Here is a 13218-nt window from a genome sequence, read left to right as displayed (position 1 = left end):
CTCAGGTCCTCTCGGTGGTGGTCGGTTCGGGGAACTGCTGCCGGGCCGCATGGCGCCCCCGCAGCACGGCGGACACGGTGGCGGCGTGGTCCTCGTGTCCCGCCCCAGCGCGATCCGCCGAACCCGTAGCCGGGGCCGACGCGGTGCGCGGGGTGCGCGGAGTGCGCTGCGGCAGGCCGTCGGCCCGCCGCGGGTAGGCCTCGGCGCCCGCGTCGGCCGCCTGTGTGCCGGCTCCCGCCGGGGCAGGAAGGGGCGCCAGGATCGTGTTGGGCAGGAACACCACCGCCCGGACCCCCTTGGCGTCGGACTCCTGCCCGACGTTGACCTGGAACCCGTAGCGGTCGGCCAGGGCCGCGACGATCGGCAGGCCGAGCCGGACGGGATTGCCCAGCCGGGTGAGCCAGGTCGCCGTCTGCCCGGACAGAACGAGCTGGCTGGCGACCCTGTCCTCGGGCCCCAGGCCAGGGCCCGCGTCATCGACGGTCACGAGCGTCCCGTGGTGTCCGCGATCGAACCACACCCGCACCCTCGTCTCGGGGTGCGAGTGGCGGGCCGCGTTGTCCAGCAGCTCGGCCAGGGCGATCACCACTCCCTCGACGCAGCGGCTGGCCACCGCGACATCCGGGGCACCGGTGATCTCGATCCGCTGGTAGTCCCGGATCCTGGAGACGGCCCCGCGGGTCACGTCCAGCAGCGGCGAGTCCGCACGCTGGAGCCCCGGCCAGGCCCCGGTGAGCACCGCGATGCCCTGCACCCGCCGGCTCAGCTGGCTCACCGTGTGGTCGATCGCCATCGCATCGGCCAGCACCGCCACGTCGCCATGGCTGTTCGTCAGCCTGTCCACGGCGGCCTGCTGCTCGTTCACCAGCGCGGTCAGAGCCCGCGCCAGCGCCAGGACCGTCGTCTTGGTGGCACCCTCGGCGCGCTGGGCGGCGTCCTCAACGATCCGGGCGAACTCGCCGCCGAGATGGTCCAGGACGGCCGTGAAGTCGCTGCCGGCGAGCTGGGCGGGATACGCCGTGCCCGCCGGTTCGGCGGGGTGACCCCGCCAGACCGCGGCAAGCAGCTCCGGCAGACGGGACGACGCGAAGCGCCGGATCGCCTCGTCACGCAACCGCCCCCGCAGCTCTTCGTCGGCAAGCGCGCGCTCCAGAGCGGCCGCACGGTCGAGTTCGAGACGGTGACGGTCGGCCGCGTGCCGGTTCGCCCGGCGTAGCCGGAGCGCGTGCGCGCTCATCAGGCCCAGGGCCGCGGTGGGAACACCACCGAGGACGGCGGGCACAAGAGCGCTCATCGCTGCCATCCGCAGGCCGGAAGTTGGGCCGCGGTCAGGTCGGCGCTCGGCACGTGGAACCGGTCCGCGTCGTCCACCGGTGCTCCGAGCGTCTGCGCGATCTGCGTGGCCAGCTGAACGAGGTGCGCCTCGGGGAGACGGCCACTGCCCACGGCCCGCGCGAGTGCGGGTCGCAGGCGCTGCTGCTGGTCGAGGCTGGCGGCCAGTGCAATTGCCAGCGCCGCGTCGCAGCCGTCCGGCCCGGCCGAGTCGAGCAGCGGCCAGCCGTGCACATCGACGATCGCCGCCAGCTCGGCGGCGGCGCGACGCACCTCGGCGAGGTAGCTGTCCGCCGCCGCGGAGTCGCTGTGCCGCACGAGCAGCGCGTGGCTGCTCCAGAGTCGCCGGGCGAGCCGGAGCAGCTGTCCCTGCACCACGGTGTCGAGCGTGGCCTCGCTCCACCCGCCCGTCGCTGCCAGCGCCGGCTCGACCGCGCCGTGGCGCGGCGGGGCCGGCACCGGCACGATTCCGGCGCCGGGCGGTGTCCGCACGCACAGCTCGGCCGAGGCGCGCGGCTGGCGGGTGGGCAGGCTGTCCCGCAGCCGCAGAAGTAGCGCCGAACCGGAGCGGCGGTGCCTGGCGCGTGTGGCCGGGGTTGCGCTGGTCATCAAGTCCCCAAGGGAAGTCGTGGTGGGAAGGTGGCGCGGGTCAGCCCGAAACCGGGAGGCGGCCGCTGTGGCGCCGGTCGTCGCGTACCGCTGCGGGCGGCTGCAGGTTCCAGAACGCACAGACCTGCTTCCCACCGGCACCGGTCGGCACCACGGTCCACTCGTCGCAGTAGGCGCCAGCCAGGAGCAGGCCCCTGCCGTGAGTCGCCTCGCCGTCCGGCGAGCGCCGTACCGGCATTCCGGGGTGCGGGTCCGATACGCCGATCGCGAGAACGCCGCGGGCGTGTTCGATTCGGAGGCGGACGGTGAAACCGGCAGATTGACCGGAGTGGTGGCAGATCGCGTTGGTGACGAGTTCGCTCACCACCAGCTGCACGCCCTGTACAAGCTCGGCATCCAGCGCCCATAGCTGCAGGGTTTCCCTGGCAAATCTCCGTGCTTCGGCTGCTGACTCGCCGATTGCGGCCAGGACAAGGTCGCGCCGGTGCCTGGGAGCTCGCAGCTCGGAGCGGCCATCGGCGGCCGAGGTGTCGGCCGGCCGGTGGGCAGCAAGTCCGAGGCCCGCTGTGTATTCGAGCGCGTTCATGTCTCTCCCGACGTGGTGATCGCCTTGGGTGCTGCTCTGCTCGGGCCCCGGAGCGTGTCCATCTCGCGGAGGTGGGGACCGTGGGGGGGATTTGCCTAGGTGGACCGGAGGTGGCCGCCGGGTGTGTCGAGCGCGGCTGTCACCAGGAAGGCGCCGCGGTCCGCGACGAGGGCGGCGAGTTGTTCCCAGGAGTCACCTGTCGCTGCCACCATGGACCGGGTCCAGGTGACGATGCCGCTGGCCGCCCCGCTGGAGAGCGCTGCCGTGATGCTGTTCCAACCCGCTCTCTGGTCGAGCGGCTGTTCCGGGAACTGGTCCCCCTCGGATGCGGCCACGTCCCACTCGCGCGCCTCGGCGTAGCGGCGGCAGTGTTCGGTCAGGGTCGCGGCAAGGATGGTGTCGCTGGTGACTACGTAGAGGGCGACAGACACCCGGCCGGCGGGTAGGTGCGGGCGTTCCCGGAGCATGCGACAACTGTTGCTGAGGCGTTGGAGCGGCGGAACGGACGGTGCGTAGGACTTCCAAGACCGGGGGTGGGGCAAATGCGCACGGAGCGTGGGTATTTGGGTAGTGACGGTCCTTCGCGTGGCTCGACGTCATTAGCCTGGGTGGGCAAGGGCCGTTTCACAGGCGAAGATGTGACGTGCAGTCATCTGGCGGGCCCGCAATGTCCGCGAGGAGTGGCATCGGCTGCCCCATGGGGTAGCCCGGAAGAGTTGCAATCCGCTGGACACCGCGGGCCAGGGGGCCTTCGGCCACGGGCCGGTGAAGCAGAGTAGGGAGTGCGGACATGGCGCAGTGGCAGGAGTTCACCACAGGCGAGCGCATCAAGATGCTGCGGGGCAAGACCGTGACCCAGTCACAGCTGGCCGAGCTCAGTGGGTTGTCCTTCTCGACCATTCAGAAGGCCGAACAGGGTGGCAGCGTGTCCTTGCCCACGCTGTTGCGGATCTCCGAAGCGCTGCACGCGGAGGTCGCGGTGATCCTGGGTCACCAGGCGCCGCGGCGGGGGATGTCGACCGACGAGCGCGCGATGCTGCGGGATCTGTCCCGCAGCGTTCACGACATTGCGTCCGGGATACTGCTGGACCCGGCAGAGGACATTGTGCCCGGGCCGGCCGATCTGGCGGAGGCCGCTTCGCGCATGTGGCGTGTCTACTGGCGAGGTTCCTACGCCGAGGCCGGTGTCCTGGTCGGCCCGCTGCTTCGCTCGGCCGCGCTGTACGCCAGGGAGGCGCCCGTCGGGCAGGAGGCCGCAGCTGCCGCGCTGCTGTCCGACGCATACCGTGCTGCCGGACTCATTGCGAATTTCCTCGGCTCCCGAGACCTTGCCTACGCGTCGGTGGGTCATGCCATCCGGTACTCGGACGTCGCCGGTGACCCGGTCCGCCGGGCGATGCTCGGCTCGGCCCGAGCCCGCGTGCTTCTGCGCGATGGACGGGTGTCCCAGGCCCTCGCCGAGGCGGAAGGGGCGGCGTCCGCGGCCGAGCCGAGCTTCTCCGAGCAGGGGTCCAGCCGGCTCGCCGCCTACGGAAAGAACATCACGTTCGCAGCGGTCGCAGCCTCAAGGCTCGGCGACTCCTCCCGAGCCACCGATCTCCTGTCGCAGGCGCATGCCGTCGCGGCCAGGCTTGGCACTGACGTCTTCGTCAACGGACTCCAGTTCGGGCCCTCCTATGCCGGTGCACAGGCAGTAGGCGTGAACGTCTCGCTCGGCAACGCCGGCAAGGCGTTGGACCTCGTCCACCGATTCGATCCGTCCGGCCTGACGCAGGCCGCCCACAACCGGATGATGCTCGACGTCGCCCTCGCTCAGTGCGACGCACGCCAGTGGGACAGCTCGCTGGACACGCTTCAGGGCGTCTGCGAGGCCCACCCGGACTGGGCCCGCCACCAAGCCATCCCTAGTGTCATCATCCAGAGGGCTGGGCAGGCCAGCACCAGCCGGATCCGCAAGCTGTCGGCGATTCTCGGCATGTCGCCAGCGAGCCACTGATCGCCGGCCTCGAACCTCAGCAAGGAGTGTCCAGGTGCCATACCGCGGTTTGATCCTCGACTTCGCGGGAGTGATGACCACACCGATCGGCAGGTCGTCACAGGCCTGGTGCACCCAGGCCGGACTGCCCGCCGACGCCTGGCGAAGCACGCTGGAGGACGACCCGGTGGGCCGGGCCCTGTACGTCGAGCTGGAGCTGGGCCGGATGAGCCAGGAGGCCTGGAACGCGGGGACCGCAGCGATCCTCGGCGTCGACGCCGAGAACCTGATGGGCCGCGTCCACGCCCAGGTCCGGGCGGTTCCCTCCATGCTCGAGGTCGCCCGCCAAGCCCGACTCGGCGGGATATCGGTGGCGCTGTTGTCCAACTCCTACGGCTTCGAGCCGTACGATCCCTATCAGGCGACCGGTGTATGGGACCTCTTCGACGTCCACATCGTCAGCGGCCACGAAGGCATCGCCAAGCCTGACCCCGCAATCTACGCCCTCACCCTCCAGCGGCTCGGCCTGAGCGCGAGCGAGTGCCTGTTCGTGGATGACCACCTGCAGAACCTCCCGCCGGCCGCGTCCCTCGGGATGGCCACTCTCCACGCGACGGGGAGCGACGAGACCGCTCGAGTCATCGCCGAACAGCTCTCGCTCCCCCGGCCCGGGCACGGCCCTCAAAGCCAGTGCTCCGGGAACCCGCAGCCATACACGGTATAACTACTTGGGCCCCACGAGTCGGCGCTCCGCGGTTCAGCGTTCGGGCGGACCCGAGACGCTGTAGGTCCCCGCGGTACTCCGCCACGGTTGTCAGCGCCGTCAGGCGGACGAACGCGAGGTACCGCCTGAGGTCGGTGAACTCCGGCACACCGCAGCGTACGTACTCCCACGCGGTGGCAAGGACCTCCGTGTCGGGCCCCTGAGCCGTCCGGCTGGTCGTCGGCACGGAGCCACTGTGACTTCGCCGGTGGCAGTTGCTTGCGTCGGCTCGTGCCGGGACCTACTCGATTCGAGCCAGGAGCCGCCGGGCTTCGTATTCGACCCGGGATCCGGCCTGCCGCAGGGTCAGGTCGGGGTCGGATAGGTCGAGGTTGGTCAAGCCCTCGCGGTTGGCGGGGTCGCCGCAGGCCTCGCAGTCCGCACAGTCCGGGCAGCCGTCGCACCTCTGCACGTTGACGTGGTACAGGCCTTCCCAGTGGTCCGAGATCCGCAGATGGATGTCGGGACGGTCGCTGGTGGACCCGGGGAGCGTGAGGGTCCAGGTGGTGTCGGATTGGGTGTCAGCCGGCGCCGTCGCGTTGAGGAGTCCGGCAACTACGGTGGCGACGTCTGCGAGGCCGAAGGTGGTTCGGTCAAGGTCGGTGCTGGGAGCGGCCGGGGTCGGATCGGTGGTCATGAAGGGCTGTCCTCGTTGTGCTGACGGTGATCGGGGAGGTGGGTCGCCCGAGCTCGTCGGCCGTCGGCGGTTCCGGCGCCCGACGGGCTTGCTGCCGAAGACCCGGCGTTCGAGCGGGTAGCGCCTGCAACTGGGCCCGGGAAGCATCGTTCGTGCCTCCCGGGCCGGCGCCATCGGCTCAGGCCTCGGACGCGCCCACCGCGTGGCGGACCAGGCCACGGATCAGGGACCTGGCCTTGGAGCTCGGCAAGTGCTGCAACGGTGCCGGCCAGCATGTCGACCAGCGCGGCACGCTGCTTGGGGTGCGCGAGGCTGGGCCCCGCGGCGCGCGTGATGGTCTCGGCCAGCGGCCTGTTGATCTTCTTGCGCAGCTTGCCGAAGGCGGGATTCGTCGACGCCAGGAGCTCGACCGCTCGCAGGACGGGAGCGTGCGAGCGCCAGATGGCGAGGTACGCGTCGACGGCCGTGTCGAGTTCGTCGGCGCCGATGGGGTCGTCGTCGCTCTCGGCCGCTGGGAGGGCGGCCGTCATGTCCGTGGCCGCCAGTGCCGCGAGCTCGAGGACGATCGCGTCGTACGTCGCGAAGTACTGGTAGTACGTGGCCGGTGAGAGGTTCGCGGCTCGGGCGATGACAACGACCGTGGTCTCGGCGTAGCCGGTTGCGCGGAGGACCCAGGCCGCCGCCGCGAGCAGGTTGTCGCGGCTGTTCCGAGCCCTTGCTCCGAGCTCTCGGCTGCCGTTTGACGGAGTGGTGGTGGGCATGGCTGTGCTCCGATTTGCGAGGTGGGAGTGTGAGGGCCGTCTGGTCCGGTACTGGGTCGCCAGGGACGGTTACGGGCAGCGGTGTGCTCCGGGGGCCGTGAAGGGCCGTGGCCGTCGAGGCCTGGCGTCCGTGTCGTCTACGCCGCGGGGGGTGGTGGACGGACCGTGGCCACGGGAAGTGGCCGGGTTGACGAATCGCAAGTTAGCCGGATCTGTCGGCCGATCAAGTCCTGTGGCCGGGCCGATTCGACGTGAGGCAGGGTCCTGGTGGAGCGGGCTCGGTAACCGGAGGGTGTAGGGGGACAGCGCGGCCAGCAGCTACCGTCCGGAGCGCTTCGTTCGGCCCGCTGGCCAGCGTCCACCGGCAGTCGGACAGCTCTTGCATCTTTGAACGCCCTGGCCGGGATGCGCGGCACCACGGAGCCAGCGCCTGGCCCTGTCGTGCCCGGCAAACGCGTCGCTCCACGCCGGAGCGGGCGGCTACGCTCGCGCCATGGAACTGGACCAGGCACTGGAACCGCTGCGCCGGGTGCTGCTGGAGCGCAGCACCAGCGGCTGTCCGACGACGGTCGCCGCGGCGGTGGAGGCGGCCCGGACGGCACTGGCCGGCGGGGCCGACACCCCGACACTGTGGGAGCTCGGCGTGCTGCCCGAGTGGGATGTGCTGGAGGCGCGCCGGCTGCTGGCCGAGCTGGAGCAGCAGTTCTGGCCGACGCTGCGGCTGCCCGACACCATCGCGGCCCGGGACCGGGCACTGGCCCGGTACTGCCTGCAGGACCTGCTGGCCGGCCGCCTCGATCCGTTGGCGGCGGCCGGCCGGATCGGCTTCGAGCTGTGCCCCGCCGACGACCCCGGCTCGCCGCTGCGGCCCTTCCGCGAATGGCTGGATCGGGCGGAGGACCAACTGGAGCACTGCGGCGGGCCGACGCACGAGCTGGTGGCCGAACTGCACGACCTGGCCACCCGGTTGCTGGCCGGCCTGCTGTCCTGACGGCAGGATCCGACGGTGCTTCCCCCCAGTGCCGAGGCGACGCACCGGCGCGACGACGGACCTCTCAACGCCCGGTTCGACTCGCTGACCCCGGGGTCCGCCGTGCGGATCTCGGGGCGCTTGGTGGAGGAGCCCCAGGTGAAGCTGAGCGGCCTGGGGGTCGTGCCGGAGAGCGTCGAGGGTACTGGAACGGGCGGAGGCGCCGGTGGTGATCAACGACCGGTCCGGCCTCGAGCACCGGCTCGGTTGGCGTTCCCTCGACCTTCGCAGGCGGCCGCGGGCAAGCGGTGCTGTTCGCCGTGCAGACCACTTTCGAGCAAGGGGCTGCGCGAGTACGCCGTGCAGCAGGGCGGTACCGAGTTGCACACCGCCAAGCTGAGCGGGCAGCGCCTCGGCGTCCGACGCGGACGTGTTCCGGCTCGGCTACTTCGACTGCTCCGCCTGCCTCGCCCAGTCACCCAGTTTTACAAGCAGCTGACCGCGGCAGCGGGCATCGACCGCGCGCTCGGGGCGGGCTGGCCTTCCGGGCGGAGCCGTCCGGCCTTGTTCACGTGAACTGGTTCTGGCTCAACTGAAGTAGCAGCGACTGGTGCTCTGCCCGGCCGCTGAGCGCCGTCTCTCGGTCGGCCTCCTGTTCACCGCGCCGGCCCGGTTCCTTCACCGGGCCGACGTCCGGCGACGTGCCTACCTGTGCGCGCCCTTGCGTCGGCGGAGAACCAGCAGGACAGCGGTACCCGCCGCGAGCGTGGCGGAGCCGAGGACCGCGAGGGCAGTCGTGCCGTTCGCGCCGGTCGCGGCCAGTTCGTCCGTAGCAGCGGTCGGTCCGGGGCTGGCGGGACGGGTGGGGCGGGTGGACGACGCCGCGGGACTGGTCGCGGTGACCGGTACGGCCGGGCTCTTGCTGGGTGTGGTGCTCGGCGTCGTGGTGGGGGTCGGGGTTGCGACGGTGAACTCCGCTGCCGTGTAGCCGACGAACTGGGTGCATGTGTCGGTGCCGATGACGCCCTTGGGGGCAGCGGCGGCCGGGGTGCGGGAGCCGGCAGCGGGCGAAGCGGGTCCAGTGGTGGGCGCGGCGCCGTTGTCCGCCGGTGTCATGGTGACGAATTCGCCGGTGTCGTCGCTGAGCAGGTCGGAGCCGCCCGACTCGGTCGCCTCGTAGTGGCCGGGGGCGGCCGATCCGGTGGCTCCGATGCGGATCTGGAGCGTGACCTTCTCGCCCTTGGCGAGCTGGTAGGTGCCGGTGTCGATGATGTTCTGGTTGTTGCCGGTGCCGAAGTTCACGGCGGTCCACTCGCCTCCGGGCCGGCGGAGCTGGACGGTGACGGCGCTCGCGGTGGTCTGGTCGGGGGCGTCGGCGGCGCTGAGGTAGAGCGACGTCCGGAAGTTCTTGACGTCGTGGCCGGTGGTGTTGTCGAAGACCGCGGTGCTCTCCTGCACAGGGCCGCCCTTGGCCAGTGTGGCGCCGTTCTGGCCGGTCCACGTCGCGGTGAGCTCGGTGTGGGTCTGGACGGCGCCGCTGCAGGTGGGGGCGGCGTCGGCGGTTCCGGCGGCCAGGCCGATGCCTGCGACAGCGGCGATGACCGCTGTGGCGGCCTGGAGGCGGCGTACGCGCACGTGGGGCTCCTTGCTCGGGGATGATTGCGGCCACACGGCCAACGGCCCGAACGCGCGTCGGCGTCGGCCGCCCTGCCGTAGCTCCGCGGGAGCGGGCAGGCCGGGCACAGGGGGAAGATCCTGCTCGTTGGATGGTGGATCAGCGACGACCCGGGGTGCTGCGGTCCGGTGCGCCCCTCCCGGCTAGCGGGAACCTGCGACCGCCGCTTCCCGCGGTGTGGGATCTGGCGCACGGGCACGTCGACCCGTGCCGGGCCGGCGCAGAGGTCCCGTGAGAGCATGGCTGTCTCCTGGGGAAGGGACCGGTTGGATGACTTTCACCGATGGGCAGTTGAGCTCGCTGGCGGCGTTCGCGGAGCAGCGCAGGGAGCGCGAGCGTTCGGCGCCGGTGGCGGCGGCCGTGATGCTGGAGCGTCTGGCGGCCGGGGAGGCGGAGCTTCTCGGGGACTTCCAGGGTGCGCCGGTGAAGTACCTGGACCGGTGGTGGCGTGCCGGGGAAGGTGTCTGGGAGCCTCTCGACGAGGCGGCGGGCAAGGCCCTCGATGACGATGCCGCGCGGTGGAAGCTGGCGCTGGCCGCGGAAGCGGACGCGTTCGGTGGCGTGGAGTCCGAGGACCTGGGGCAGGTCGACGGGCTGTGAGCGAGGCGGCGCAGGCGGCGGTGCTGGGCGCCGTCCTGCGCGAGCCGCGCCGCGGGCGTCAGGTCCGTACCTGGCTGCGGGCCGCTGACTTCACTCCTGGATGGCATCGGGAGGTGTACACCGTTCTGGTCGAGCAGGGCCTCTACGCGCAGGCACCGCCGCCGGGCGACCTCGCATCCGATGCGGCCGAGATCACGGCGGTTCAGGTGTCCGCGGTGGTCGAGCGGCTGCGCCGTCGGGCCGAGGAGCGCGGGCAGTTCCTCGACGGTCCGGGGTGGGAGCGGGTGCACAGGGACGTCGCTGCGCTCGCCGATCAGGTCCCCGATGCCTCGCGCATCGCCGCATACGGGCAGATCGTGGCCCGCGCTGCCGTCGAGCGGGCCCTCGGTCCCGACGGCGGTTCGGCCGAGCAGTCGCTGCTGTCGGCGTTGCTGGCGCATCCGGCGCAGGGCGCACACCTGCGGCACTGGCTGCGCGGCGAGGACTTCGCCGACCCCTTGCTGGGCCGTATGTACCGGGAGCTGGTGGAGGACGGGCTGTACGGGGAGCCTCGGGTTGTCGGCGCGGCCGGCGAAGACGTCGCACGGGTGACCGTCACCGCACTTCGGACCGCGCTCGTCACGGCAGCCCAGGAAGATGGGTGGGAACCGGGGCCGGGTGGGTGGCCGGCCGTGACGGCCAGGCTGGCCGAACTGGCCGCCGGGGCGACGGATTCCCGTGCCGACCACGTGGTGCCGGTCGGCAAGCAGGTCCTCCAGTTGAGCATTCAGCGTCAGGTGGCTTCGGCCGGCCGTCATCTGCAGCTCGACGCGGCCGTGCCAGCCGGGGAGCCGGCCCAGGCGCCTGCGATTGCCACCGAGGACCTGGTGCGGGCGGTGGACGAGCTCCGGCACCGCTGGGACCAGGTCATGGGCCGCGCCCCTGCCGCCGTCACGAAGGCCATCACGGCGTCCCAGGAACACCGGGCCACCGAGACCGCCGTCCTCGCGTCGCTGCTGCAGGACCCGGGCCAGGCCGTCAAGGTCAAGGAATGGCTCCGGGCGGACGACTTCACGGTTCCGGATCACCAGTCGCTCTACCGGTTGATCATTGCGCGGGCGGCGGCCGGGGAGCCGGTCGACGCGATCCTTCTCGCCAAGGACGCCCGAAGGAACGGCTGGCACGGCCTGGACGAGGCCGCCATCAAGGCGGTCGGAGATTCCGGGCGGCCTGGGGAGGCTCAGGCCCGTGGGCGCGAACTGCTCGCTGCCCGGATCAATGTCCATGTCCAGGGCGCTGCCGATGCGGTCGCCGGCAGCGCCGACGGCCCATCCGCTGCCGTTGCCCTCGGTCACCTGAGGCGTGCGGCCGTGCAGGCCTCACGCGCGCGGGCCTCGCACCCGCCCGGCAGTGACGGTGGTGCGCTCGTGCCGCGAACCATCAGGCCGCCTCAGGTGTGACGTCCCGACGGGCAGGGCGGGCCCGCCGGGACGTGCTGAAAAAGCCTGAAGCCAGCGAGGCCGGCCTGCTAGTGCTGTGACCGCATAGGTACGCCGGGTTGGCGGTGTCAGGGCCTGAACCGGTTGGATGTGGGCGGGCATCCGAGGGACGGGGAGGCGTGGTGGCGGAGCCGGTCAAGGTCAGGAGACTGACCGACCAGGAGGGCCAGCAGTTACAGCGGATCGTGCGTCGGGGCAGCACGAGCACGGTGCGCTACCGGCGGGCGATGATGCTGCTGGCCTCGGCCGGCGGTAACCGGGTCCCGGTGATCGCCCAGCTGGTGCAGGCCGACGAGGACACGGTGCGGGATGTGATCCACCGGTTCAACGAGATCGGGCTGGCCTGCCTGGACCCTCGCTGGGCGGGAGGCCGTCCCCGCCTGCTCAACCCTGACGACGAGGACTTCGTCGTCCAGACGGCCACCACCCGCCCGGCCAAGCTCGGGCAGCCCTTCACCCGCTGGTCGATCCGCAAACTGCTCGCCTACCTGCGGCGCGTGCACGGCCGGGTGATCCGGATCGGCCGCGAGGCCCTTCGCTGTCTGCTCGCCCGACGCGGCGTCACGTTCCAGCGCACCAAGACATGGAAGGAGTCCACCGACCCGGATCGTGACGCGAAACTCGACCGGATCGAGCACGTCCTCGACCGCTTCCCGGACCGGACGTTCGCCTTCGACGAGTTCGGCCCGCTCGGCATACGCCCCACTGCCGGCAGCGGCTGGGCCGAGCAGGGGCGGCCCGAACGGCTGCCGGCCACCTACCACCGCACCCACGGCGTGACCTACTTCCACGGCTGCTACTCGGTCGGCGACGACACCCTGTGGGGCGTCAACCATCACCGCAAGGGCACCGCGAACACCCTCGCCGCACTCAGGTCGATCCGGGCCGCCCGCCCGGACCGTGCGCCGGTCTACGTGATCCTGGACAACCTCTCCGCCCACAACGGCAAGAAGATCCTCCGCTGGGCCCGCAACAACAACGTCCACCTCTGCTTCACCCCGACCAACGCCTCCTGGGCGAACCCGATCGAGGCGCACTTCGGGCCCTTGCGGCAGTTCACCCTCGCGAACTCCCAGCACCCCAACCACACGGTCCAGACCCGCGCTCTGCACGCCTACCTGCGCTGGCGCAACGCCAACGCCCGCCACCCCGAGGTCCTCGACGCCCAGCGCCGGGAACGCGCTCGAATCCGCAGCGAGAAGGGCCTCCGCTGGGGCGGGCGGCCGGTGGCCGCCGCGGCCTGACTACTGCGACGCCCGCAAGGCCGCCCCTGCCGAGGCGACATCGAGGTCGACCACGACCTCCTCGCCGTCCCAGCGGCCGCGCTGCGAGATCGCGAGACCGATCAGCGCCAGCTCCGCAGCCTGGTCCCGCAACGCGTACTGCTCATGAGTCTCCTCACCGAGGCCACCCACCTCCTCGCGGTCCCAGGCGCCCACCGCGGCCTCGGCCACGGCCCTCGGCAGTCGCACGGTGACCCGGCCGACCTGGGCATCGACATGCGCCCCGATCGCCGCCAGCACCTTCGAGTCTTCCCGATACCGGACGTACTGCTCTTGATCCACCACAGGGCGAGGCTACTCAGGGCTACCAGACCTGTCGCGGCCGATTATCCGGTGAACGTATGCGGTCAGGGCACTAGGGCCTGTGTGATGTCGTGATCATTCTTCGGGTTCTGCCCTCCCTTCGGGGCAGAACCCGGTAGGAATGTTGACCGTGACGCGCAGGCAACTCACCGACGAGCAGTGGAGTTTGATCGAGCCCTACCTGCCGATCGGCAGGTTCGGGCCCTATCCCGAACGGCTTCGTGACCAGTTTGAGGGAGTGATCTG

General features: G+C 71.3%; 14 protein-coding genes and 1 pseudogene. 7 read left to right on the top strand and 8 right to left on the bottom strand.

The window, feature by feature from the left end:
* Position 1 precedes the first annotated feature (1 nt).
* The 4 genes from AB0D08_RS06615 to AB0D08_RS06600 all read right to left on the bottom strand — a co-directional run bounded on the left by AB0D08_RS06615 (position 2) and on the right by AB0D08_RS06600 (position 2994).
* A complete protein-coding gene (locus AB0D08_RS06615) occupies positions 2 to 1294 on the bottom strand; it encodes an ATP-binding protein (protein WP_359886540.1) in 1293 nt (430 codons plus the stop codon).
* Entirely contained in the window at positions 1291 to 1941 is a 651-nt protein-coding gene (locus tag AB0D08_RS06610) for a hypothetical protein (protein WP_359886537.1), read from the bottom strand. Before AB0D08_RS06610 ends, AB0D08_RS06615 begins: the two co-directional genes overlap by 4 nt.
* A gap of 40 nt (positions 1942 to 1981) precedes the next feature.
* Entirely contained in the window at positions 1982 to 2527 is a 546-nt protein-coding gene (locus AB0D08_RS06605; RefSeq protein ID WP_359886534.1) for an ATP-binding protein, read from the bottom strand.
* A 95-nt stretch (positions 2528 to 2622) separates the two neighbouring features.
* Complete coding sequence (locus AB0D08_RS06600) at positions 2623 to 2994, bottom strand: hypothetical protein (protein WP_359886531.1); 372 nt, start codon at positions 2992 to 2994, stop codon at positions 2623 to 2625.
* 323 nt (positions 2995 to 3317) lie between these two features.
* On the opposite strand from AB0D08_RS06600, the gene AB0D08_RS06595 reads away from it, so the two are divergent.
* Positions 3318 to 4523, top strand: coding sequence for a helix-turn-helix transcriptional regulator (locus AB0D08_RS06595; RefSeq protein ID WP_359886529.1), 1206 nt, complete (start codon positions 3318 to 3320; stop codon positions 4521 to 4523).
* Between the two features lie 34 nt (positions 4524 to 4557).
* Complete coding sequence (locus AB0D08_RS06590; protein ID WP_359886526.1) at positions 4558 to 5226, top strand: HAD family phosphatase; 669 nt, start codon at positions 4558 to 4560, stop codon at positions 5224 to 5226.
* Positions 5227 to 5506: 280 nt separating this feature from the next.
* On the opposite strand, the gene AB0D08_RS06585 is transcribed toward AB0D08_RS06590, so the two are convergent.
* Both AB0D08_RS06585 and AB0D08_RS06580 read right to left on the bottom strand, forming a co-directional pair.
* Positions 5507 to 5902, bottom strand: a complete 396-nt coding sequence (locus tag AB0D08_RS06585) for a hypothetical protein (protein WP_359886523.1) — start codon at positions 5900 to 5902, stop codon at positions 5507 to 5509.
* Positions 5899 to 6663, bottom strand: a complete 765-nt coding sequence (locus AB0D08_RS06580) for a TetR/AcrR family transcriptional regulator (RefSeq protein WP_359886521.1) — start codon at positions 6661 to 6663, stop codon at positions 5899 to 5901. Before AB0D08_RS06580 ends, AB0D08_RS06585 begins: the two co-directional genes overlap by 4 nt.
* A gap of 493 nt (positions 6664 to 7156) precedes the next feature.
* Between AB0D08_RS06580 and AB0D08_RS06575 the strand changes: the two genes are divergently transcribed.
* Positions 7157 to 7654 (top strand): hypothetical protein, encoded by a 498-nt coding sequence (locus AB0D08_RS06575; protein WP_359886519.1) that lies wholly within the window; start codon positions 7157 to 7159, stop codon positions 7652 to 7654.
* Between the two features lie 684 nt (positions 7655 to 8338).
* On the opposite strand, the gene AB0D08_RS06570 is transcribed toward AB0D08_RS06575, so the two are convergent.
* Positions 8339 to 9268: an LPXTG cell wall anchor domain-containing protein gene (locus tag AB0D08_RS06570; protein ID WP_359886517.1), complete on the bottom strand. Its 930-nt coding sequence runs from the start codon at positions 9266 to 9268 to the stop codon at positions 8339 to 8341.
* Positions 9269 to 9578: 310 nt separating this feature from the next.
* On the opposite strand from AB0D08_RS06570, the gene AB0D08_RS06565 reads away from it, so the two are divergent.
* The 3 genes from AB0D08_RS06565 to AB0D08_RS06555 all read left to right on the top strand — a co-directional run bounded on the left by AB0D08_RS06565 (position 9579) and on the right by AB0D08_RS06555 (position 12630).
* Positions 9579 to 9908 (top strand): hypothetical protein, encoded by a 330-nt coding sequence (locus AB0D08_RS06565; protein WP_359886514.1) that lies wholly within the window; start codon positions 9579 to 9581, stop codon positions 9906 to 9908.
* Positions 9905 to 11347 (top strand): DnaB-like helicase N-terminal domain-containing protein, encoded by a 1443-nt coding sequence (locus AB0D08_RS06560; RefSeq protein WP_359886512.1) that lies wholly within the window; start codon positions 9905 to 9907, stop codon positions 11345 to 11347. Before AB0D08_RS06565 ends, AB0D08_RS06560 begins: the two co-directional genes overlap by 4 nt.
* 161 nt (positions 11348 to 11508) lie before the next feature.
* Positions 11509 to 12630, top strand: a complete 1122-nt coding sequence (locus AB0D08_RS06555; RefSeq protein WP_359886510.1) for an IS630 family transposase — start codon at positions 11509 to 11511, stop codon at positions 12628 to 12630.
* Here the strand turns inward: AB0D08_RS06555 and AB0D08_RS06550 are convergent, their stop codons facing one another.
* Positions 12631 to 12954: a hypothetical protein gene (locus tag AB0D08_RS06550; protein ID WP_359886507.1), complete on the bottom strand. Its 324-nt coding sequence runs from the start codon at positions 12952 to 12954 to the stop codon at positions 12631 to 12633. It abuts the gene before it with no gap.
* Positions 12955 to 13102: 148 nt separating this feature from the next.
* Here AB0D08_RS06550 and AB0D08_RS06545 point away from each other — a divergent pair.
* Positions 13103 to 13218, top strand: a pseudogene (locus tag AB0D08_RS06545) (IS5/IS1182 family transposase); the annotation flags it as partial.

The sequence above is a fragment of the Kitasatospora sp. NPDC048540 genome, assembly GCF_040651175.1.
GTDB lineage: Bacteria > Actinomycetota > Actinomycetes > Streptomycetales > Streptomycetaceae > Kitasatospora.
Note: the sequence above shows the minus strand (reverse complement) of the source record. Positions and strands in the feature narration are given on the sequence as shown.

Bases quoted from the DNA above. Each gene is read 5' to 3' on its own strand.
- AB0D08_RS06615 (WP_359886540.1), bottom strand. From the start codon at position 1,294: ATGAGCGCTCTTGTGCCCGCCGTCCTCGGTGGTGTTCCCACCGCGGCC.
- AB0D08_RS06610 (WP_359886537.1), bottom strand. From the start codon at position 1,941: ATGACCAGCGCAACCCCGGCCACACGCGCCAGGCACCGCCGCTCCGGT.
- AB0D08_RS06605 (WP_359886534.1), bottom strand. From the start codon at position 2,527: ATGAACGCGCTCGAATACACAGCGGGCCTCGGACTTGCTGCCCACCGG.
- AB0D08_RS06600 (WP_359886531.1), bottom strand. From the start codon at position 2,994: ATGCTCCGGGAACGCCCGCACCTACCCGCCGGCCGGGTGTCTGTCGCC.
- AB0D08_RS06595 (WP_359886529.1), top strand. From the start codon at position 3,318: ATGGCGCAGTGGCAGGAGTTCACCACAGGCGAGCGCATCAAGATGCTG.
- AB0D08_RS06585 (WP_359886523.1), bottom strand. From the start codon at position 5,902: ATGACCACCGATCCGACCCCGGCCGCTCCCAGCACCGACCTTGACCGA.
- AB0D08_RS06580 (WP_359886521.1), bottom strand. From the start codon at position 6,663: ATGCCCACCACCACTCCGTCAAACGGCAGCCGAGAGCTCGGAGCAAGG.
- AB0D08_RS06575 (WP_359886519.1), top strand. From the start codon at position 7,157: ATGGAACTGGACCAGGCACTGGAACCGCTGCGCCGGGTGCTGCTGGAG.
- AB0D08_RS06565 (WP_359886514.1), top strand. From the start codon at position 9,579: ATGACTTTCACCGATGGGCAGTTGAGCTCGCTGGCGGCGTTCGCGGAG.